General features: G+C 60.3%; 23 protein-coding genes and 2 pseudogenes. 12 read left to right on the top strand and 13 right to left on the bottom strand.

All coding sequences use genetic code 11. The annotated features are described in order from the left end of the window. From RNZ50_08560 to RNZ50_08535, 6 genes are all read left to right on the top strand, one after another. Complete coding sequence (locus tag RNZ50_08560) at nt 1-216, top strand: hypothetical protein (GenBank protein ID MDT8855066.1); 216 nt, start codon at nt 1-3, stop codon at nt 214-216. A 12-nt stretch (nt 217-228) separates the two neighbouring features. Continuing rightward, nucleotides 229-447 carry a hypothetical protein gene (locus tag RNZ50_08555; protein MDT8855065.1) on the top strand — a complete coding sequence of 73 codons (219 nt, stop codon included), beginning with the start codon at nt 229-231 and terminating at the stop codon, nt 445-447. Nucleotides 448-458: 11 nt separating this feature from the next. After that, entirely contained in the window at nt 459-764 is a 306-nt protein-coding gene (locus tag RNZ50_08550) for a hypothetical protein (protein MDT8855064.1), read from the top strand. Then, nucleotides 761-1123 (top strand): hypothetical protein, encoded by a 363-nt coding sequence (locus tag RNZ50_08545; protein MDT8855063.1) that lies wholly within the window; start codon nt 761-763, stop codon nt 1121-1123. Before RNZ50_08550 ends, RNZ50_08545 begins: the two co-directional genes overlap by 4 nt. A gap of 103 nt (nt 1124-1226) precedes the next feature. Further along, nucleotides 1227-1454, top strand: coding sequence for a hypothetical protein (locus tag RNZ50_08540; GenBank protein ID MDT8855062.1), 228 nt, complete (start codon nt 1227-1229; stop codon nt 1452-1454). Nucleotides 1455-1491: 37 nt separating this feature from the next. Beyond that, entirely contained in the window at nt 1492-2052 is a 561-nt protein-coding gene (locus RNZ50_08535; GenBank protein MDT8855061.1) for a DUF3489 domain-containing protein, read from the top strand. A gap of 21 nt (nt 2053-2073) precedes the next feature. Here the strand turns inward: RNZ50_08535 and RNZ50_08530 are convergent, their stop codons facing one another. From RNZ50_08530 to RNZ50_08510, 5 genes are read right to left on the bottom strand one after another with little or no spacing between them, the layout of a single operon-like run. Further along, complete coding sequence (locus RNZ50_08530) at nt 2074-2301, bottom strand: hypothetical protein (protein ID MDT8855060.1); 228 nt, start codon at nt 2299-2301, stop codon at nt 2074-2076. A 24-nt stretch (nt 2302-2325) separates the two neighbouring features. After that, entirely contained in the window at nt 2326-2760 is a 435-nt protein-coding gene (locus tag RNZ50_08525) for a hypothetical protein (GenBank protein ID MDT8855059.1), read from the bottom strand. Then, nucleotides 2757-4115, bottom strand: coding sequence for a site-specific DNA-methyltransferase (locus RNZ50_08520; protein MDT8855058.1), 1359 nt, complete (start codon nt 4113-4115; stop codon nt 2757-2759). Before RNZ50_08520 ends, RNZ50_08525 begins: the two co-directional genes overlap by 4 nt. After that, entirely contained in the window at nt 4112-4624 is a 513-nt protein-coding gene (locus tag RNZ50_08515; GenBank protein ID MDT8855057.1) for a hypothetical protein, read from the bottom strand. The genes RNZ50_08520 and RNZ50_08515 overlap by 4 nt, the downstream gene beginning before the upstream one ends. After that, nucleotides 4621-5883 carry a site-specific DNA-methyltransferase gene (locus RNZ50_08510; protein ID MDT8855056.1) on the bottom strand — a complete coding sequence of 421 codons (1263 nt, stop codon included), beginning with the start codon at nt 5881-5883 and terminating at the stop codon, nt 4621-4623. The genes RNZ50_08515 and RNZ50_08510 overlap by 4 nt, the downstream gene beginning before the upstream one ends. Nucleotides 5884-6754: 871 nt before the next feature. Here RNZ50_08510 and RNZ50_08505 point away from each other — a divergent pair. Together RNZ50_08505 and RNZ50_08500 are read left to right on the top strand one after the other, a co-directional pair. Further along, nucleotides 6755-8147, top strand: a pseudogene (locus RNZ50_08505) (IS1380 family transposase). Between the two features lie 158 nt (nt 8148-8305). Then, nucleotides 8306-8716 carry a hypothetical protein gene (locus tag RNZ50_08500; protein MDT8855055.1) on the top strand — a complete coding sequence of 137 codons (411 nt, stop codon included), beginning with the start codon at nt 8306-8308 and terminating at the stop codon, nt 8714-8716. 243 nt (nt 8717-8959) lie between these two features. Here the strand turns inward: RNZ50_08500 and RNZ50_08495 are convergent, their stop codons facing one another. Next, nucleotides 8960-9991, bottom strand: coding sequence for an IS30 family transposase (locus RNZ50_08495; protein ID MDT8855054.1), 1032 nt, complete (start codon nt 9989-9991; stop codon nt 8960-8962). A gap of 38 nt (nt 9992-10029) precedes the next feature. Between RNZ50_08495 and RNZ50_08490 the strand changes: the two genes are divergently transcribed. Continuing rightward, nucleotides 10030-10503, top strand: a complete 474-nt coding sequence (locus RNZ50_08490; protein ID MDT8855053.1) for a hypothetical protein — start codon at nt 10030-10032, stop codon at nt 10501-10503. A 163-nt stretch (nt 10504-10666) separates the two neighbouring features. Here RNZ50_08490 and RNZ50_08485 read toward each other — a convergent pair whose 3' ends face one another. The 6 genes and pseudogenes from RNZ50_08485 to RNZ50_08460 form a co-directional block, all read right to left on the bottom strand. After that, entirely contained in the window at nt 10667-11326 is a 660-nt protein-coding gene (locus tag RNZ50_08485; protein MDT8855052.1) for a hypothetical protein, read from the bottom strand. Further along, the gene (locus RNZ50_08480; protein MDT8855051.1) at nt 11323-11976 is read right to left on the bottom strand and encodes a DNA methyltransferase; all 654 of its coding nucleotides are present in this window, start codon (nt 11974-11976) and stop codon (nt 11323-11325) included. Before RNZ50_08480 ends, RNZ50_08485 begins: the two co-directional genes overlap by 4 nt. A 52-nt stretch (nt 11977-12028) precedes the next feature. Continuing rightward, a pseudogene (locus RNZ50_08475) lies at nt 12029-12421 on the bottom strand (DNA cytosine methyltransferase). 71 nt (nt 12422-12492) lie between these two features. After that, nucleotides 12493-13527 carry a helix-turn-helix domain-containing protein gene (locus tag RNZ50_08470; protein ID MDT8855050.1) on the bottom strand — a complete coding sequence of 345 codons (1035 nt, stop codon included), beginning with the start codon at nt 13525-13527 and terminating at the stop codon, nt 12493-12495. Beyond that, nucleotides 13524-13949, bottom strand: a complete 426-nt coding sequence (locus tag RNZ50_08465) for a VRR-NUC domain-containing protein (GenBank protein MDT8855049.1) — start codon at nt 13947-13949, stop codon at nt 13524-13526. The genes RNZ50_08470 and RNZ50_08465 overlap by 4 nt, the downstream gene beginning before the upstream one ends. Then, nucleotides 13946-14215 carry a hypothetical protein gene (locus RNZ50_08460; GenBank protein MDT8855048.1) on the bottom strand — a complete coding sequence of 90 codons (270 nt, stop codon included), beginning with the start codon at nt 14213-14215 and terminating at the stop codon, nt 13946-13948. The genes RNZ50_08465 and RNZ50_08460 overlap by 4 nt, the downstream gene beginning before the upstream one ends. A gap of 842 nt (nt 14216-15057) precedes the next feature. Between RNZ50_08460 and RNZ50_08455 the strand changes: the two genes are divergently transcribed. After that, on the top strand, nt 15058-16311 hold the full coding sequence (locus RNZ50_08455) for a site-specific integrase (protein ID MDT8855047.1): 1254 nt from the start codon (nt 15058-15060) through the stop codon (nt 16309-16311). Between the two features lie 14 nt (nt 16312-16325). Here RNZ50_08455 and RNZ50_08450 read toward each other — a convergent pair whose 3' ends face one another. After that, nucleotides 16326-16922, bottom strand: coding sequence for a hypothetical protein (locus tag RNZ50_08450; GenBank protein ID MDT8855046.1), 597 nt, complete (start codon nt 16920-16922; stop codon nt 16326-16328). A 244-nt stretch (nt 16923-17166) separates the two neighbouring features. Between RNZ50_08450 and RNZ50_08445 the strand changes: the two genes are divergently transcribed. Further along, entirely contained in the window at nt 17167-18159 is a 993-nt protein-coding gene (locus RNZ50_08445; protein ID MDT8855045.1) for a WYL domain-containing protein, read from the top strand. A gap of 374 nt (nt 18160-18533) precedes the next feature. Further along, nucleotides 18534-19451 carry an EamA family transporter gene (locus RNZ50_08440; protein ID MDT8855044.1) on the top strand — a complete coding sequence of 306 codons (918 nt, stop codon included), beginning with the start codon at nt 18534-18536 and terminating at the stop codon, nt 19449-19451. Nucleotides 19452-19525: the final 74 nt, after the last annotated feature.

Here is a 19525-nt window from a genome sequence, read left to right as displayed (position 1 = left end):
ATGGCCAAACGCAAAACCACCCCTACACACGAAGACGTCCGCGAGGCCTTGATCCTTGGGATCGCCCAACGCCAGTTCTTCATTGAAACGCTGGAGACCCGCAACCGCGACCGTCTCGACTTCCACGATGTCGCGGTCTGGGCGATCCACGCGGCACTTGAAGACGCCTTTGAAGCCGGACGCCGCGCTGGCGCTGCTGCAAAACCCCAATCCTGAAAGGATAAGACCATGACCGCCACCACCACCATCCGCATCGACTACGCAACGCTGCCCGCACATTTCGACCGCTCGCGCCCGAACGCCGTGGCCGAGGCCATCGAGGCCGCGCTGCGCGAGAACGGGATCACTGCCGAAGCCTCGGATGTGTTCTCGCATCTCAAGATCGAGCTGCCGACCACCCAGCTTTCTTCCGCCAGCGCGGTGCTGGCTGATCTGAAGCTGATCTGAGGGGAACGACTATGAGTACCCGCGCACAGATTGCCATTCAGATTGGTCCCGATGCATGGGCCCATGTTTATTGCCATTATGACGGCTACCCCTCTCACATGCTGCCTGCGTTGGCGCGCTGGACGCCCGAAGACATCCTCGCTGCAAAGGAAATCCGCCAAGTTCGCGCGGACGCGATCGACTGTTTCGATCCGCCACGCGAACCGCCCATCCTGCAGCGACCGACCTGTGAGCTATGCCACCTTTACGTCTGGCAGGACGGGGTGTGGGTTGAACTCAAGCCCAGTGCTATTCAGCCCGAAAGCCCTCAACCATGACCCTCACCCTCAACTGCCTGCCCGAAGGCGAGACCCTCGATGATGTCGTGCGTCGCAACTGCGCCATCGGCTTCGATCTGCGCTTTTGCCGCAGCGTCGCCGTATCACAGGACGACCGCGAAACCATCACCTGCGACCCGCCCGAGGCTGAATTTGCCACGCTTTACGCCCTGACCGATCTGGGCGAAGCCATCGCCGTCCATGATGTGGACCTCTCCAGCGCAGGGGCGGACGAGGTGGCAGCCGTCGCCCGCGCGCTGTTTGTCGCCATGATCAACGCGCGGCGCGATCCACCCGACGCAGCACAACGACATGAGGCCGAACAGGCGGCGCTGACCGATCCCCACCAGATATCATGATCACAAAACCCTGAGTTTGCTTGGATTTAACTACGACAATCGCTGCACTAGAGCGATGGTTGTCACAGGAAAACGATGCAACTCACTGAAGGACGACCAAGCCATGACCATCCGCCGCGCCACCGACAATTCCAAAGCCCTCGACGCCTTCATGACCACCAAGTTCCAGATCGGCGCAATGCTGGAACGGCTGCAGGCCCTGAGCGACGACCATTTCAACACCCACCCCGACGAGATCAACTGGGGCGACGTTGGCACCCTGAACCACTACGCCAGCCTGCTGCGCCAGATTACCGACAGCGCCTTCAAGGAGGGCGAACATGCCGCTTGATCCCGTCCAACGCCAACAGATCGAACAGGACCCCGTCATGACGATACTCACCGACACTCAGACCATCATCCTGAGCGCCGGGGCCCAGCGCCCCGACAACCTCGCCCTGCCGCTGCCCAAGGGGCTGCACGGTGCGGCAGCGAAGATGGCCGTCACCAAAATGATCGCACATGGCTGGCTGCAAGAGGTCGACGCCAACTTGCGGCGCGGCGAACCCCTCTGGCGCGAGACCGGCGATGGGCATGGCACCACGCTGGTGGTGACGGACGCGGGGCTGCTGGCCATCGGGATCGAACCGGTGGCGACCAGCACAGTGACCAACTTGCGCAATGCCCAGCCAGCGCCGGACCCGCAGCCGACCGCAGCGGAGATGCCGAAACCGGTCCATATCCGCGCAGGCACCAAGCAGGCCCAGATCATCGCTCTGCTGCAGCGTTTCGAGGGTGCGGCGATCACCGAGATCGTAGCCGAGACTGGCTGGAAGCCTCATTCAGTTCGTGGCTTGATCTCAGGTGGGCTGAAAAAGAAGCTGGGCCTTCCCATTGCCTCTGAAAAGGTTGAGGGCAGAGGCACCGTGTACAAGCTGGATGCGGCCTGACGCCCTGCGTCACCGCACGGATCACCTGCGCTGTGGACGAGAGCGCCTGCGTTCGAACAGGCGGCGAAGCGTGTAACTGCGCAGCAATGAGATACCCATGAAGATCGCGCCGATGGCGAGGTTCTCGCCCAAGCTCGGATGCAGCCCGAACCATGGGAACACCACGATCTGGGTCGCCAGCGCCAGCGCATAGCCCACCGCAACATTGGTGACGGCTTCAACAAGAGACATGCATCGGGATTGGGTCATTCGGCTCACTCCGGCGCGTGCAATTCATCGAGGATGATGGTTTGCGATTTGACCCAGATTGACGAAGATGCACGCGCTTTCGTTTGGTGAGATCAAGACGTCCCCAATGTTGGCGAGTTGAACAAACTCGCAACGGCTTACTTTTTTGAACCGATCTTCCAACCCATAGATCAACCAGACCACCCCAGTGCAATCGCCCGGCTGATCGACGCTGTCGCGCAGATATTGCAACAGGTGGTCCTGCACATACCGAAACGCGATTGATGGCCCGAGGCCGATGTTGCGCAAGTCCTGTGCCACGGCAATGGCCACCACGTCTCGCCAGCTATACCAGCGCTTCTTTCCGGGCTCGGGGGTGTGCTCCGGGCAAAAACCGTCGCGTGATATGGCCTGGTTCAGATCACCGCGCGGGATCGGGATCGCCTGCACCAGATCGCCCACTCGCCAGCGCATGTTCATTCCGCCGTTCCTTCCAATTCATCAACGGTCACGCCTTTGCCCTCGCGCCGTGCTACCTTCCCCGTCGCAATCTCCCACCGTCGCACGGCGACATCACAATAGACCGGGTCCAATTCCATCGCGAAGCATCGCCGTCCGCTGCGTTCGGCAGCGACCAACTGGGTGCCAGAGCCGCAGAACGGCTCATAGATCAGGTCGTCGGGATCGCTGAACGCGGTCAGCACCGCCTCGACCAGCGCCACCGGAAACACCGCTGGGTGCGACCCTGCTGCGCCCAGCCCGCCCTTGTGGCGCATAATGCGGAAGACGCTGTCGGGAATGCGGTGGCTTTGGATCGCGTTGCCGGTGCCGGTCTTGGCGTGAACGGTGCCGTCGGCGCCGCGCAGCCCACCGCCGCCGAGGGTTTCGCCTGCGTGCTTGGACGGGACTGTCTTGTGCGGTTTGCGGGGCGCGCGGTTGAAGTGGAAAATGAACTCGTGCGACGGGGCCAGGCGGCCGTTCCAGTCGCCCGGCAGGCCCGGACCCTGATCCCAGACATACCAGCCAAAGCGTCGCCAGCCAGAATTGCGCATCCATTCCACCCATCCTTCCCAATAGGGCTGCCATTCGCTGTCGCGGTGCACGAGGCCGAGGTTGACCAGCAGTTGCGCATCGTCGGTGATCGGGGCTGCGGCAAACACGCCTTGCATCAGCGCATCCCAATCGCCGACCTTTTCTTTTGCGGCACCATAGTCGCGCTGCTGGGCATACGGTGGCGAGGTGAACATCAGCGTGGCGGTTTCACCTTGCATCAGCTTGGCGACAGCGGTCGGATCGGTGGCATCGCCGCAGCAGAGGCGGTGTTTGCCCAGCGCCCAGATATCGCCCGGCTTGGTGATAGGTTCGGCGGGCGGTTCGGGAATGGCATCGGCGTCGTCATCCGAAATCGCCGGGCGTTCGTCGGCGTCCGCCAGCAAAGCTTCCAGCTCATCCTCAGGGATGCCAATTAGCCCGAGGTCAAAGTCCTCTGCCAACAGCGCCTGCAATTCTTGCAGTAGCAGGGCCTCGTCCCAGCCGCCCAGCTCGGTTAATTTGTTGTCGGCGATGCGATAGGCCCGGCGCTGCGCCTCGGTCAGATGGCCCAGAATGATGACCGGAGCCTCGGTCAGGCCAAGATGGTCGGCGGCCAGGACACGGCCATGACCCGCGATCAACTCGCCGTCCTCGGCCACAAGGCAGGGCACAGTCCAGCCGAACTCGGCCATGCTGGCAGCGATCTTCGCCACCTGAGTGGCATCATGGGTCTTGGCGTTGCGGGCGTAGGGTTTGAGGCGGGCGAGGGGCCAGTGCTCGATCCGGTCGGGCTGCATCATCATTGCGCGGGTCCGGTCAAGGGCGTGTAGACCACCAACGTGGTTGTGCCGGGAAGCCACCAGCTTGGGAAATCCTCCGGCCAAGTGGTTTGCAGACCTTTCAATTCCGCAAACGCAGCGATGTCCTGCCGTTTGGCGGCATCAAAGGTGCCATAGAGATGTGCGGCGACGGCGCATGCCATCCGGTCCTTGCGATAGTAGAACGGATGATCAACCAGTTCCCGTGACCAGGGTTCAGCGTAGTAACCGCGGCCGTCGAACAGACCGCGCCGCGCCAGCACCGCCGCAGTAAAGTCGGACCGGGACAAGGCCCAGCCACGGGTCGCGCCAAACAGCACCGCAAGTCGTTGCTGCACGGTGCGCAGATCCTGTTGCAGGGCGTTCAGGCGCAGGACGGATTTGGTCCCTGCGATCATGGCGCGCTTGTCGGCAATGGCGCTGATCAGGATACTGATCTCCATTGCGCTTGGGCCGGTGATGGTGCCAGGCAATTTGGATTTTGCGTTGTTCATGCCGCCAGCCTCTTGACCTTCAGGTCGGCGAAGGTTTCGCCGGTGTCTGCCAGCACGGCATTGGCGCCGGTGAATTTCTGCCAGCGCTCAACGGCCACATCGACATAAGCCGGGTTCAGCTCGATCCCGAAGCACACCCGCCCTGTGGTTTCCGCCGCGATCAGCGTGGTGCCGGATCCCATGAACGGCTCAAACACCGCCTGACCGGGGTTGGAATTGTTCAGCATCGGGCGGCGCATGCACTCGACCGGCTTCTGGGTGCTGTGGATGGTGGTAGCGTCTTGGTCCTTGTTGGCGATCTTCCATAGCGTGGTCTGCTTGCGGTCGCCAGCCCAGTGGCCCTTGCCGGTCTTCTTGACGGCATACCAGCAGGGTTCATGTTGCCAGTGGTAATCGCCACGGCTGAAAACGAGGCTCTCCTTGGCCCAGATGATCTGCGACCGGACGTTGAAGCCTACCGCCATGAGGCTCTCTGCCACCTCTGCTGCGTGCAGCGCACCGTGCCAAACGTAGGCGACATCGCCGGGGAACAACGCCCAAGCTTCGCGCCAATCTGCTCGGTCGTCGTTCAGCACGCGGCCGGTGCGCTTGGTCTTCGCCGCGCCCGCCTGGTTGCGCCAGGAGGGATCGTATTCGACTCCATAGGGCGGGTCGGTCACCATTAGCAGGGGGCGAACATCACCGAGCAACCGCCCGACCACATCAGCGGAGGTGCTGTCGCCGCAGATCAACCGGTGTGATCCCAGCTGCCAGAGGTCACCCGCAACCGACACCGGCGTGACCGGCGGTTCGGGAATGTCGTCTTCGCCCTCAACCGGCCCGTCGCCGCCCAGCGCATCTGGATCCCGCAACAGCGCATCCAGATCTTCGTCGGTGATGCCGAGCAGCGACAGGTCGAAATCCTCGGCCAGCAGCCCCGCGATCTCGTCGCGCAACATTGCCTCGTCCCATTCGCCAAGCTCGGTTAATTTATTGTCGGCGATGCGATAGGCGCGGCGTTCGGCCTCGTCGAGGTGGCTGAGCCGGATCACCGGCACATCCTTCAGCCCCAGCATTGCCGCCGCCAGCACGCGGCCATGCCCGGCAATCAGCTCGCCGTCGTCAGCGACCATGCAGGGCACGGTCCAGCCAAACTTCGCCATGCTGGCGGCGATCTTGGCGACCTGGTCGGTACCGTGGATCTTGGCATTGCGGGCATAGGGGCGCAGCCGGTCGAGAGGCCAAGTCTCGATCTGGCTCGGTGCGAAGACCAGGTCCATGGGGCGGTTCTCATTCGGGGCAGGGCGGACGTGCCAACGCGCACGGGCAACATGGCCAGCGACAGGATCGGCATCCGCGATGTGGGGAAAACAAAAACGCCCGCGAGGTTTATCCTCCGGGCGCAATTTTTCAATGATCTATAGGTAGGTCAAGGGGGCTAGAAATGTCAAGTGAAAAAATGACGTGGATTCAATGGCTTCTTACGGGGTGGCTTCCGCTGGCTGGCTTCCGGCGGGGTGGCTTCCACAAAGTGGATTCCCTGGATTCCGAAAAGAATCCAGCACGCCAAGATCGTGATTCCGCAAGTCTTTGATAATGAGTCGCTTTTTCCAAAATCGGGCGGCAGGTGGATTCCGCCTGGATTCCCCGGTGAAAGTGCCTGTCGCTAGCGAAATGGCGCGCTGCGCCCCCCCGTATACGGATCAAGCCCGGGAGGAACCATGCCAGGGGGGCGTGTCTGTTCCGGCCCAGACCGGACCGTCGTGGACGGCGCAGCGAACGGCAGCAGTGAGCCCATACTACGGGATGCTGCGCAACGCACCAAGGTCGGAGAAGCACAGTCGAAGCGGACTTTGCGAAGTTCTTCGTAACGGTCGTAGTTGACAGTCTGCCTCGTCCAAAGCCTATAATTGAAGAGAGAACATGGCCCGCATGGAGGGTCCAGAATAAAGGCCCGAGCAGGGGTGACAATGATCAATTTAAAACCAACAATTTCAACGATTGAGCATCTTCTGAAAGAAAACACTGAAGCCAGTGTAAGCTATGCCGCACTTGAACCCGCATTCCCCAAGTAAATCTATGATTTCGCTGTCCTGAACTCATTATTTCCTATATAAATCATAGTGTTGATGGCTGCGAGGGACGTGTTTTATGGATCACCCAGAGGGTGCGGGTTCGGATCGAGGTCATCGGGTCGATTTCGACCGCCGCGTGCGGCTGGAGTTCCGGGGTGCGCAGATCAGTTCGGACGGCGGTTTGCTGGTGATGCGCGAGCTCGATGACGCGCTCGGGCTGTCGGGCCTTGCGTCAGAGGCGCTACGCGATAACCGCACCGGCAAGAACACCGTCCATCGGCTCGACGGGCTGTTCCGGCAGTCAGTGTTCGGGCGGCTGGCCGGATACGAGGACGTCAACGATGCCGACCGTCTCGCGCTCGATCCCGTGATGCGTCAGGTTGTCGGTGGCCGGGCTGTCGATGCGCAAGCGGCCTCAGCAACGCAGATGGGGCGATTTGAGACCGAGACCTTGGCCTCGCCCACGAACCGGGCGGCGCTGGCAGACCTGAACGGCCAATGGATCGACCGCTTCCACGACCGCAACGGGCTGAAGTATATCGTGCTGGACATGGACAGCTCTGTCAGCCCCACCCATGGCGACCAAGAGGGCTCGGCCTGGAACGGGCATTTTGACTGCACCTGCTATCACCCGAACTTCCTGTTCAACCAGTTCGGCATGTTGGAACGCTGCGCCCTGCGCAATGGCAACGTCCACAGTGCTGACGGCTGGCGAGATGTCCTCGATCCAGTCATCGCCCGCTACGCTGGCCGCGACCTTGGGGGCCGCTTCTTCCGTGCCGACGCCGCCTATGCGATCCCTGCGATCTACGCGCGGCTGGAAGAGACGGGCTATTTCTACACCATCCGGTTGCCCTCCAATGCAGTGCTCAAGGAGAAGATCGCGCATCGACTGACCCAGCCCGTAGGCCGTCCGTCGCTGACCAAGGTCAAACGCTTTTACGAGGACTTCGAGTATCAGGCGGCGCCCTGGGACAAGCCGCGCCGCGTCATAGCGAAGATCGAATGGCACCCGGGCGAGCTGTTCCCCAAAGTCGGCTTCATCGTCACCAACCTGCCGATGGAGCCCGATTGGGTCGTGCGGTTCTATAACCAGCGCGGCACCGCAGAGCAGCACCTTCTCGCGCATGCAAGCATACGCTGCCAGGCAGCGCATCAAGGAAGGCAAGTATGCCTTTCGCTGGACGCGGCTGTCATGCCGGAAGTTCCGCGACAACGAGGTGCGGCTGCAACTGCATGCGCTGGCCTACAACCTGGCCACCTTCTTGCGCTGCATCGAACTGCCCGAGGCCATGGCCGACTGGTCGTTGACCAGCCTCCAGCTCAAGCTGATCAAGATCGGGGCGCGTGTCGTGCGTCACGCCCGCGCCATCACCTTCCAACTGGCCGAGGTGGCCGTCACAGGCCCGATGGTGCGCGCCATCCTCGCCGCGATCCACCGCCTTCGAGCGCCACCGCTATGCGCGTGACCGCGATCCCGGCTCCAACTGCTCGAAACCGGCTCGACAGGTCTGTCTCAAGCGCTGAAAAACGTCGCCGCCAGGCCAGGAAGATGCGGGTTCGCGGCCCGATCCGGCCAGATCAAAGCGTTTGCGCGACCACAGACACCGCTCAGGAGGAAAAACGCTTGTTCAAAGGGCAAAATCAGGCGATCTTGACGTCAGACCGCAGGCCACTTGGGGAATGTCGGTGGAAGAATGAGGAAGAAATGAATACGAAGCTTGCAATACTCGCCTTAATCGCGGGTTCCATCGCCACAGGTTGCTCTCCCCGTGCGGACGCTGTTTCCGCCGTCTCAATGACGGGTGCTTATGACCACTTGACGTGTTCACAAGCGAGAAACGATCTTGCTTCGCAACGGGTCAATCTAGCTTCACTTGAAAAGAAGCAAAACGGTGCGGCAACGGGCGATGCGATTGGGGTATTTTTGGTCTTAATCCCTGTATCGAAGTTGACGGGCGGCGATGTAGCGGGGGAACTTGCAGCCTCAAAAGGCAAGGTGATTGCCTTGGAGCAACGAGTGGCGCGCTGCAAATAAGACGGACTCGATTTGCCTTAGGAATTGACGGCATCAGCCATCTATTCCGAAAGATGGCCCCGCCCAGCGCGGGGCTTCTTGCTTTCTGGAAGTGATACGCGCCCGCGTGTGAGTTTGCCTATGTATCCTGCATGCAGGAAAAGCGAGGCAACGAGATAGGCGAGTCGTGCGCCGATTTGCCTGTTGCAACGGGCCTTTCTGCGCAAAATGCGCCGCGCCTTTTTATATAAGGGAAGCTTGGATTCAAGTTTCAAGTGCAACGTTTGATCTGAAGGCCGCGAGTTCTTCGGCCAGGGCTTCTTCGGGTGTTTTCCATCCAAGGGTCTTGCGGGGTCGCTGGTTCATCAGGCGGGCGACGTCGTTGAGCTCGGTCTGGCTGATGGTGCTCAGGTCGGTGCCCTTGGGGAAGAACTGGCGCAGCAGGCCGTTGGTGTTCTCGTTGCTACCACGTTGCCAGGGGGCGTGTGGATCACAGAACCAGATGTCGATCTTCAGCCGCCGTGCCAGTTCCGGGTGGCAGGCCATCTCGCTGCCGCGGTCGTAGGTCATGCTTTTGCGCAGCACGGCGGGCAGACGTTTCATTTGTCGTGAAAACCCCTCCAACGCCGCGTCGGCGGTGCAGCCGCGCATTTTGCTGAGAATGAGAAAGCGGGTCTTGCGCTCGACCACCGTGCCTACCGCCGAGCGGTTGAAGGCGCCCTTGATCAGGTCACCTTCCCAGTGGCCGGGCACCAGACGGCCCTCGATCTCTTCGGGTCGATGGATAATCCTCAATGATTCCGGAGCAATAGAGCCACCCGCCAATGTCGTGCGCCGCAGACCCCGTACAGGTTTGTGCTGTCGCAAGGCCGCGATCATCTCGGTCTTGAGGCCGCCTTTCGGCTGCGCGTAGATCGCGGCATAGATCGTCTCATGGCTGATCAGGCGGGCGGGATCGTCGGGGTGCATGGTCCGGAGTTTGCACGCAATCTGTTCGGGAGACCAGCGCTTGTGGATCAGTTTGCCCCGCACAAAGTCATGAAGCCACCCACCCTTGACCAGCTTCAGCCGCCGTCCGCACCCCTTGCGACAGGCCCGGTATCGTTCCCCGCCAAGCTGCGCGCAATACGGCTGGGCGGGGTCTCCCTCCGGACGGCCACGCCGCAGTTCCCGCCCAATGGTCGAGGCGTTGCGACCCAGCAATGCCCCGATCGCCCCAAGGCTCGCCCCGCGCCGGTGCTCCGCCAAAATCACGCCACGTTCCTCGCCGTTGAGGTGCTTGTATCTTTTGTCCATCGCAACATCCTATGCCCTGAGGGCCGTGGGTGTTGCACTTGAAACTTGAGCCTAAGCTTGCGAACCTTGCCCTGCATATCGAAATCCCGACTTCGAAAGATGCGACCGTTAAACAATACGGTGACAAGCAAGCGATAGCATCCAAGGTCAAACAGGCTCTTGCGGAAATTAAAAAAATATCCGAAGGCACGTTGATGTCTACTGGCATGGGCGAGGAAGTTTCTTTTGATTGTGTCTGCGGTTCAAAGAACAAGCGGCGACTTGAACTGTTGAAGGATGGGCAGACCATAAATTGCATAAATCCCAATTGTGATGAAAGCTATGACTACGTGCAGTCTGACATGTCCTTCGGGCGCAGAATCTTTGCGATTGTCTGTCGCGCCTGTGAAGCATCCCGCGACATTCCTAAGCGGATGGTTGAGAAACTCAGGACCGATCAACACATTCACTTCGACTGTGACCGATGTAGCGAGACCATTTATGTGTCGTGGCGTCCCATGCAATCGCAGTGAACGGAACCGCCCGGGAAGGCTTGAAGTGATCGACTGTCTATTTATGTCCACTTTGCGCTGATTGTGGCCATTGGAGCGCGTGCAGCGAATTCACCCTTCGTCCGCACTGTGGTCATTCGTGCAGATCGCAGCGAATGACCGCTCACCGCCCATTGCGACGTTGTTATCTGGTTCTCCAAGGTTTCACCTTCGGCATCACCCCTAACACCTCCACCTCCCGCAACATGCCGCCCGCCATCAGCCCATCGCGCACCCAGTCCAGTGCTTGCCACCAATCCTCGTAGCCGCGCCGGGCGGAGGTGATCTGTTCCGGATGCGGCCGCCAGGTTACCGGACAGGCCCGCACTTCGATTGTACGCCATTTGCCACTAACCAGTACTCTTTCGGTGCCGACAACGACGCTGACGGCACGATCGCCGTGGCGGTTGCGCTTCATATCAACCGGCACGCAGCGTGGCACGACGCTAGGCATCCAGTCTGGCGTTATGCCCGCCCGCGCCATTTCGGCCACGCTGATCGCCATACGGATGCCGCCGAGGCTGTCAGGCATCCCCGCTACTGTGGCGGCGATCACCTCTGCGTCAGCGTGGGTGTAACTGCCCATCTTGTGTTGGCCGCCGTCGACCTTGCAGCCCAGCGCTGCGCGTTGCAGCAGGATGAATTCGAAGCCAAAGCTATAGCCTTCCTCGGCCGCTTCCTTTGGTGGTGGCAGTTCCAGCTGCGCTTGTTCAACCCGAAACGCCCATTCCAGCAGCGCTTGCACGCCCAGCGCGCGTTTCACCTTTGCGCCGCCCGCGCGGCCAATCCGTCCCTGCATGCTCATGGCTGCAATCTTTCAAAGAGGGTCATCTGCGCTGGGCCTTCCGGCCCATCCGTCGGCCGCCAGATCCACGGGCCCGAGGCCATGGGCAGCTGCGAGAGAGCGCCACGCATGCGCTGCTGCCAGTGGGTGAACTCCGTTGCCGAGCAGGCGCAAAGCGCGTGCCCGATGGGCCAGCCCATCAGCCATCCGACGAAGATCGGATTGAGCCGCCGCCGTGCCCGGGCCTTCAGGATCCGCCGCGAGACGACGTGCCCATGCGAGGCAATCATCGAAGCCCAAAGCGGGCGCGAGATCGGAGCGTGCGGCAAGGACCGCCGCCCATCCAGCGTGATCGCCGGGGCCGGGTGGGTGAAGCCCTGTTCTGCACGGTAGTGCAGGATATCCATCCGGGATTTGCCATCCGCCCGCGTCACACTGGCTTCGCTCGATCCCTTCCAGTTCTGTGCGGCCGGTGTCGGCCATTGCGCCGCCTGCGCTGGCAGGGGCGGCATCCCGCCTGAGCCATAACTCTGGCCCGGCCCGCCCTTCGCACCGTCCGTTGCTTTCGGCGTCGACCAGTTGCTGATGCCCAGCGCCAGCGCTTCCGCCTTGCGGGTGAAGTCGCTGTTCCCGGCCGGGTTGTAGGTGGCCGTGCCGGGATGCAGGCTCATCGGTGTGGGCCAGGATGAAGATGCGCAACCGCTGGTGCGGCGCGCCGACTTCAGCCGCGCTGAACAGGCCTGCCGCAGGCGTATAGCCCATGCCCCAAAGCTCTTGCAGAACGGTTTCGAGGCCAAGGCTGACGTGACCGGCAACGTTTTCGAGGAACACCCATTCGGGGCGGCATTCGGCGATGACGCGGGCGACCTCGGGCCAGAGGTGGCGGGGGTCATCGGCGCCAGCTCGTTTGCCCGCGGCGCTGAAGGGTTGGCAGGGATATCCGGCAAGGACGATGTGGAAGGCCCCGCGGAAGGGTTGGGCGTCGAAGCTGCGCAGGTCGTCCCAAATTGGGGCTGGAGCAAAATACCCCGCGCGCTGGGCGGCGATGAGCACAGCGCGGGGCCAGTCTTCCCATTCGACAAAGGCGCGGGTGTGATATCCGGGTTCGGCGAGCATGAGGCCCAGATCAAGGCCTCCGCCGCCTGCGCAGAGGGACAATCCGTGCCGGGGACGTGACACCAAGCCATTCACCGCACCCCCCGCTCACGCAGCTGTTCCGGGGTCACGAGACCCCGACCCAGCATGGCATCGCGCATGGTGTTGTTGATTGCGCTGACGGGCAGGTAGCGATCAGAATTGATGATCTCGGCATAAAACACCGGCAGATCGACGATGGTCTTCGCCGCTGGCGTCTGATCCGTCTTGCGCTTGCGGCGCTTCCGACCTGCATCATCCGTCTTGCGCTGGGCAGCACGCTGCATGGCACGGTCAAGCGCCTTTGGCCCATCTGGCGGTTCTGGGTGATCCTTGCGTGTGTCCTTCGCTGCTGACACGATCTCAGCTTCGGTCAACTCCAACTCGGTGCGCCAGCGCTGGACGTGCATCCGGGATGGCCAACCCTGCCACCAGCCGGGCAGGGCGGCTGGTTCCAAGCCCAGCGCCAAAACCAGTTCTTCGAAAAAACCATCAAAATCGGAATCGCGCGCTTGCGCATCCTCCTCCTCCTTTACAGGTTTACTTAAGGGTTCTCTTACAAGGTTAGTGTCCCAATTTGAGACACGGGAATCGCTGTTTTTGAGACACGGGATTGCGTCAAAATGAGACACGGGCCCGTGTTCCAGATCGAGACACGGTGTTTGCGATATTTCTTGCGCCAACCCATTGTCAGAACGCATTTTTTCCGCATTTGTGCCGTGTCCCAAATTAGGACACGGGATATCGGGGTCGAATGGTGCGTCGTCGCCTGTTTCTTGCGGGTTCTCGCCGCCCGGTCCTGGTGGTTTAAAACATGGCTCGAAGCTGAGGAGGTACCGTGTCGGTCGATGCTGGCCTGTACGCAGATCGACATTCCGGATCCGCCGGATAAGACCGCGCGCCTCCAGATCATCGAGATGGCGGTTCAGGGTGGCGCGCCCGATTTCGCAATCATGCGCCAACCGCACCTGTGAGGGGAAGCAGCCGTAATCAGGATTGAACCGATCACACAGATGCCAGAGCAATATTTTTGTGGTGGGTTTTAACCCACGCTGCTGGATGGCCCAGTTGGTGGCGGCATGGCTCATGGCTGGGCCCTCCGCGTTGTGCAGGTGGCTTGGCGCTGGCCTGTATCTTGTAGCACCACGCGACTGGTAAGCCCGTGATCGGCCAGCGCGCCCAGCGCCTCGTCGAGGCTGCGCACCAGCGCCCAGCCAAAGCCCTGCGCTTGCACGGTATCGCGAAACGCTTCCTGCGCTGGGCTGAGCCGCCCCTTGAGGGATTTCAGTTCCAGAAACAGCACGCGCCCATTGCTGAGAACCAGCAAATCCGCAAAGCCAGCATGTACGCCCATACCAACCAGGATCGCTTGGCGCTTGGAGCCGCGTGGGCCTGCTTCGGTCACTTCATTGGCGCAGTGATGGATGATGGTGTCTTTGGGCAGTGCAAAGCGGAGCGCTATCACAACAGCGCGCTGCAGATCTGCCTCCGGTGTCCCGCGCCGCTTCATAGGTGATCCTCCCCGCCGCGAGACCGGTGATCGTCACGTCTGGGCGATTTGGCATCGAGGATGACCAGCAAGATCCGTGCGTCCTTGCATTCCTCGGGTGTCTGGCCGTGCTGCACCAGCACTTTGCAAGCCATGCGCAGGAGGTGATCTGAATGATGCGCCACGTCGGCCACCACGATGCGCGCCTCGCGCAGCCGCTCTTCAACCCAGTCCAGCCTGGCTTGGTCGTGATTGCGGCGATGACGGAAAGGAAGGGGCGCGCTCATCGGTGGCCTCCCGCGCGCCGGGGGCTGGGTATTTCTTGCTGTGTAAGCCAACCCTGCACCGCGTCACGGCGATAATAGACCTTACGCCCAGCGCGCACGCAGGGTGGGCCAAAGCGGAGCCCCTCCCAGCGCCGCAGGGTCTCGACTGTCACTTCGAGCTCAAGAGCAAGATCGAGACGGCTTATCCAGCCACTCAAGATGCCTACTTTGGTTGATCGCGGGGCTGTTCCTTGTTGTGTCATCGTCTGTCTCCCGTTTATCGCCCGACACGGACGGATTGCAGGTCTCAAGAAACGCAGACACGCAGGGGTGGCGGGAAGGCAGTGACCGGCGGTGATGCGCCAAAAGCTTGCCGGTCATTGATAGTATTGGGTTTTTGAGAAAATTGACGCCTCGAGGCAGAGACCTCGTGGCTGCAAAATAGATGGGCAGACTGGTTGGCGCGTCAGTGCGCACGCTATTTCACGGCTGATTTACAAGATTATGCCGCATTTTATGGGGTTTGGCGGGCATCCACGCGCATTTAGCCAACCGGCAAGGGGTTCAGACCCTTGCCGGTCATTGATTTAAAACGGAATTTACAAAAAAATAGGATGAGTTTGGCGCAGCATTTCTCTGTTTCAACATCGCTGGCACTTGTTGCTTGGAGTGTCCTGCATCAGTTTAATGACGAATGCTGTCGTGTAGCCCTCATACTTTTTAATTTTCTCAAATGAATTCAATGACCGGCAAGCTTTTAGCGCATCACCGCCGGTCACTGCCTAGGTGCCGGTCCAGGAAGCGTGTTTCGCTTGAAAGGTCCGCGAATCTACGCCTGTGTCCGTGGCAGGAGGAGAGAAAATATGGTTAAACGTCTGCGATTAAATGACAAAACGGTGAGGGAGCAGATCCCGGAAGAGGATCGGGATTACCAGGTGTTCGACACCGAGATCCGTGGTCTTTCTATCCGCGTCTTGCGATCTGGCTCGCGATCGTTCGTGCTTGATTACCGCTTCGCAGGACGTCAGCGCCGCATGGCGATTGGGCGCTGGCCGGAATGGAGTGTGACGGCTGCACGGGAGCGCGCGCGAGATTTGCGTCGAGAAATCGACGAGGGGCGTGATCCGCTGGGCGAACGGGGGGAACTGCGCGAAGCGCCAAGGTTCAAAGACATGATCGACCGGTATGTGGCCGAGCACGTTCCCCATCTCGCTCCTCTGAATGCTGCGGACCAGCGCGCAATGCTGATCAAGCTTGTCGCTCCCCATTGGGCCAACAAGCTGGTGGCTGATATTTCCCCGCATGACGTCGCCCAATTGCTCAATGTCATTGCGCAGGGCAGGGCGCGCCCGTCGAAGCGAAAGCCCAACAACCGTGCACGCAAACTGCAGGGAGCCAAGCCCACGCCGATCCGCGCCAACCGCGTGGGAGAAGTTCTGCGTAAGATGTTCACCCTTGCGATCAGCTGGGGCTGGCGTGCCGACAATCCGGCAACGGGGTTTAAGAAGCGCGTCGAGAACGCGCGAGAGCGGTTCTTATCGCAAGAAGAAATCGGGAGGCTGGCCGAAGTGCTGGACGCGGCTGAGGATCAGCGCGCGGCGGGCATCATCCGGATCTGTATGCTGACCGGTAGCCGGGTTGGCGAGGTACGTCAGGCGCGGTTTGAACAATTCAGCTTAGAATTGGGAAGCTGGTCAAAACCTGCGGCTACCACCAAGCAGCGTAAAATCCACCGAATTCCAATCTCAGCCGATGTCGCGGCGATCGTGCGCCAGCGTGCACTTGTCGTGCCCAAAGGCAATCCTTGGCTGTTTCCCGGCGATGTTCCCGGTCAACCGGTCAAAGAAACCCGCCGCTTCTGGATCAATGTGCAACGAGACGCAAAACTGCCCGACGTTCGGATTCATGATCTGCGCCACACCTTTGCATCCTTGTTAGTCAGCGGTGGGGCATCATTGGAGATGATCGGAAAGCTGCTGGGCCACAGTCAAGTGCAGACAACCCAGCGTTATGCGCATCTGATGGATTCGCCCCTGCGCGCGGGCGTCGATGCGGTGGCCGGAATGTTCCGGCCACGTCCCAAAATTGTCCATGATGTTGATCTGAAACGCGCGTGACGCAGCCCGCCTGATTAGGCGTCGCCGCGCAGCGCGCGCCAAAATGGACGCAACCTGCGCCGGATGGTGCTTTCGTCCGGCACCTCACCGTTTTCTGCGACCTCGGCAAACCAATCCTGCATTTCCGCAATCAGCTCGGTCTGTGTGGTCGGCAGGCCGCGCTCGTGAATGCGCTGGATCATGGCCACATACATCCCTTCCCAATCATAGGGCGACACAGCACCAGCGCCGCCACCGACGCGGCGCAACAGATCGTGCTCGTCTTCGAACCGAAGCACATCTTGGCCACTGATCAACAAATCTGAAATTGACACTTCGACACCGCCGACCGGCTCTGTAACATAGATCCAGTCCTCAGCATGTTCAGGCTTCACGCGTTGCAGGTTGATAACGGTCGGCCCCGTTCCGTTGCGACGGAAGAGGGGCAGCATATCCATGGGTGATATGGTGATCTTGCCGGACACCTTGTCCGGGCCGCAGATAGCCAAGGGAATGCCGGTGACAATGTCGAGTTTCCCCTCGCTGGCCCAGCCAGAGATATCGGCGATGGTGCAGCCCCAACGTGTGGCGGTTTCGTGCAAGGTGAAGAATGCTCTTTGTGGCAGTGCCATTTTTAGTCCATTTCCTCGTTTAAAGGGGGCCGGCATGCTCTCTGAAGGAGGCAGGATAACGCCCAGGTTAATCTGAGGGCGGGCGTCCAAGCTTTGGATTGTAAAAGGCAATCATTTGCATCGCCGCCTAAAAGCTGACGGCAATATTCCTCAATCAATCTAACACCATAGAGCGAATCGTCCTCTAGAGAGAGCATACGCCCGGTGCTACGGCAGAAGCTGTCGGGGATAAAAAGGGAACGCCATGTCATACTATAAAGCGCAGGAACTATTGAGGTTGGCCAGCATTTCGGCGTCACGCCATCGCGGTGTATGCGTGAAGGATATCGTCGAAGAATTTCGCGTTAACGAGCGCACTGCCCAGCGCATGCTTTTCGCTTTACAGGAAGTGTTCCCGAGCCTTGCCTATAAAGCAGATAGTGACCGGCGCAGGTGGTGGAAGCTTCACGACACCGCAATACTCGGCAAGCAGAGCGTTTACGGCCATGAACTGTTGGCCCTCGAAATGGGCATGCGGCGCGCCCGCCGCGAAGGCGCAGAGTCCGAAGCCGCATCCTTGGAAGCTGTGCGTGATCGCTTGATGGCCGCTCTACCCTCCAATGTTGCACGCCGGACGGAGTCGGACGCTGAAGCGGTGCTTGAAGCAAAGGGATATGCCTGCCGTCCAGGCCCGAAGGTGAAGGCTTCGCCCTTGCTCATCAATATCATTGCAGCAGGGCTGAAAGGGCCGTGCCGGCTCATCATCTGGTACCAAAGCGCTCAGGATGCGGCTCCAAGCGAGCGTTTCATTGAGCCTTATGGTTTGCTGCTGGGCACGCGGCACTACCTGATTGCGCGTGACACTGCAAAAACTGGGAGTTTGCGCCGATTTCGTCTTGATCGAATTTCCAAGGCGCAAATCACAAAAGAATGGTTTGCTAGGGATAAGGATTTCGACCTTGAAGACTATGCTGCGCAATCCTTTGGATCGTTTCATTTGGACGCAGAGTTTACCCGGGTTGTGTGGCGGTTCAGCCCGGCTGCGGCAGTCACCGCACGTGAGTTTGAGTTCAACCCCAAACAAGAGATGGCCGAGCAAGACGATGGCGGGCTGATCGTTTCCTTTGAGGCAAGCGGCTTGGTCGAGATGGCTTGGCATCTTTACAAGTGGGGCGATGGGGTCGAGGTGATTGAACCAGCCGAGCTGCGAGAAATGGTGGCGGGCTGGCAGAATCATCGCCTCAGCGTTCTGCCGTGAGTTGGGAGGCGGTGAGTTTTTTTGCTATGCCGCCGCTCGGTCCTTCGCGAGGCGTAAAAAGGGGGTGGTCAGCGCCGCAGCGAATTTGCAGGATCCACGCTAACGGCCATTCGCAGTGGCGGTAGGGAGCGTCCGTAGCGCGCAAAAAGGGGGCTTTGTAAAGCGGCGTGAATGTAGCGACCGGCCCAGACCGGACCTTCGCCAACTGTCTCAACGCTGCGACGCAGCTTCGCATTGCTGCCATTCGCGCATCGTGCAGGCCTCTCAGTCAGTGAAGACTGCGCTCAACGATCTTCGCCAATGTCGCATATGAGAGGTTGGAGCTCTGTCCGGGAAGTTAGCTTGCATGGAGAGACTTCTTGGAATGACCTGAAATGACAACTGTAGCCCCTGCCACTTCTACAACGGACGCCCACAAGTATGGTGTGTTTTTCGTCTTTGCGGCAGGGGTACTGTGGTCAACGGTCGGTCTTGGCATTCGCATGATCGAAGATGCCGTCGTCTGGCAAATCCTGCTTTATCGGTCGATTGCCATGTCGCTGTTTCTTTACGTGGTCATTCGGGTGCGGTCGGGCGAAAGCCCCTTTGTTCAGGTCCGCCGCACCGGCTTTCCTTCAGTTATCGCCGGGCTGTCGCTTGTTGCGGCCTATTCCGGCGGGATCTACTCGATCCAGAACACTTCAGTCGCGAATGCCATGCTGCTCTTTGCAACAGCGCCGTTCATGGCTGCTGTCCTGGGGTGGATCATCCTGCGTGAACGCGTGCGAGTCGCAACTTGGGTCGCGATTGCCGTTGCAATCGGCGGGATCGCCATCATGGTTGCCGATATGTCCGGCAGCGTCGTCCTGAAAGGCAGCCTTGCCGCGCTGGGATCGGCATTTGGCTTTGCCGTTTTCACCGTTGCATTGCGATGGGGTCGGACGGGCGAAATGCTCCCATCGGTATTCCTGTCCGGTCTGTTCGCCATCGTTGTCACATTTGGCATATGCCAATTCTCGGGGCTGTCCGTTGCTCTTAGCTTGAACGATGGCGCTATATCCATGGGCATGGGGGTTTTTCAGGTAGGTGCGGGACTGATCCTCTACACGTTGGGGTCACGCAGTCTCCCTGCTGCAGAGCTTGCCCTGCTATCGCTGGCCGAGGTTCTCCTAGGCCCGCTTTGGGTCTGGCTTTTCCTTGGTGAAACAGCGAGCTTCAATACTCTGATTGGCGGTGCTGTGCTGCTTGCGGCGATTGTAGGAAATGCAGTGTCAGGCAAGCGACGTAAGCCTCCGCCAATCACCGCGCCGTAAGGATGTTCGCCGTGGACGGCCCTTAGCCGACGTCCAACAGTAATCTTGGATGCTGCGGTGCGGCCCGTCGAAGG

The sequence above is a fragment of the Paracoccaceae bacterium Fryx2 genome, assembly GCA_032334235.1.
Lineage (GTDB): Bacteria > Pseudomonadota > Alphaproteobacteria > Rhodobacterales > Rhodobacteraceae > JAVSGI01.
The sequence above is the reverse complement of the archived record's forward strand: the minus strand, read 5'-3'. Positions and strand labels throughout refer to the sequence as shown.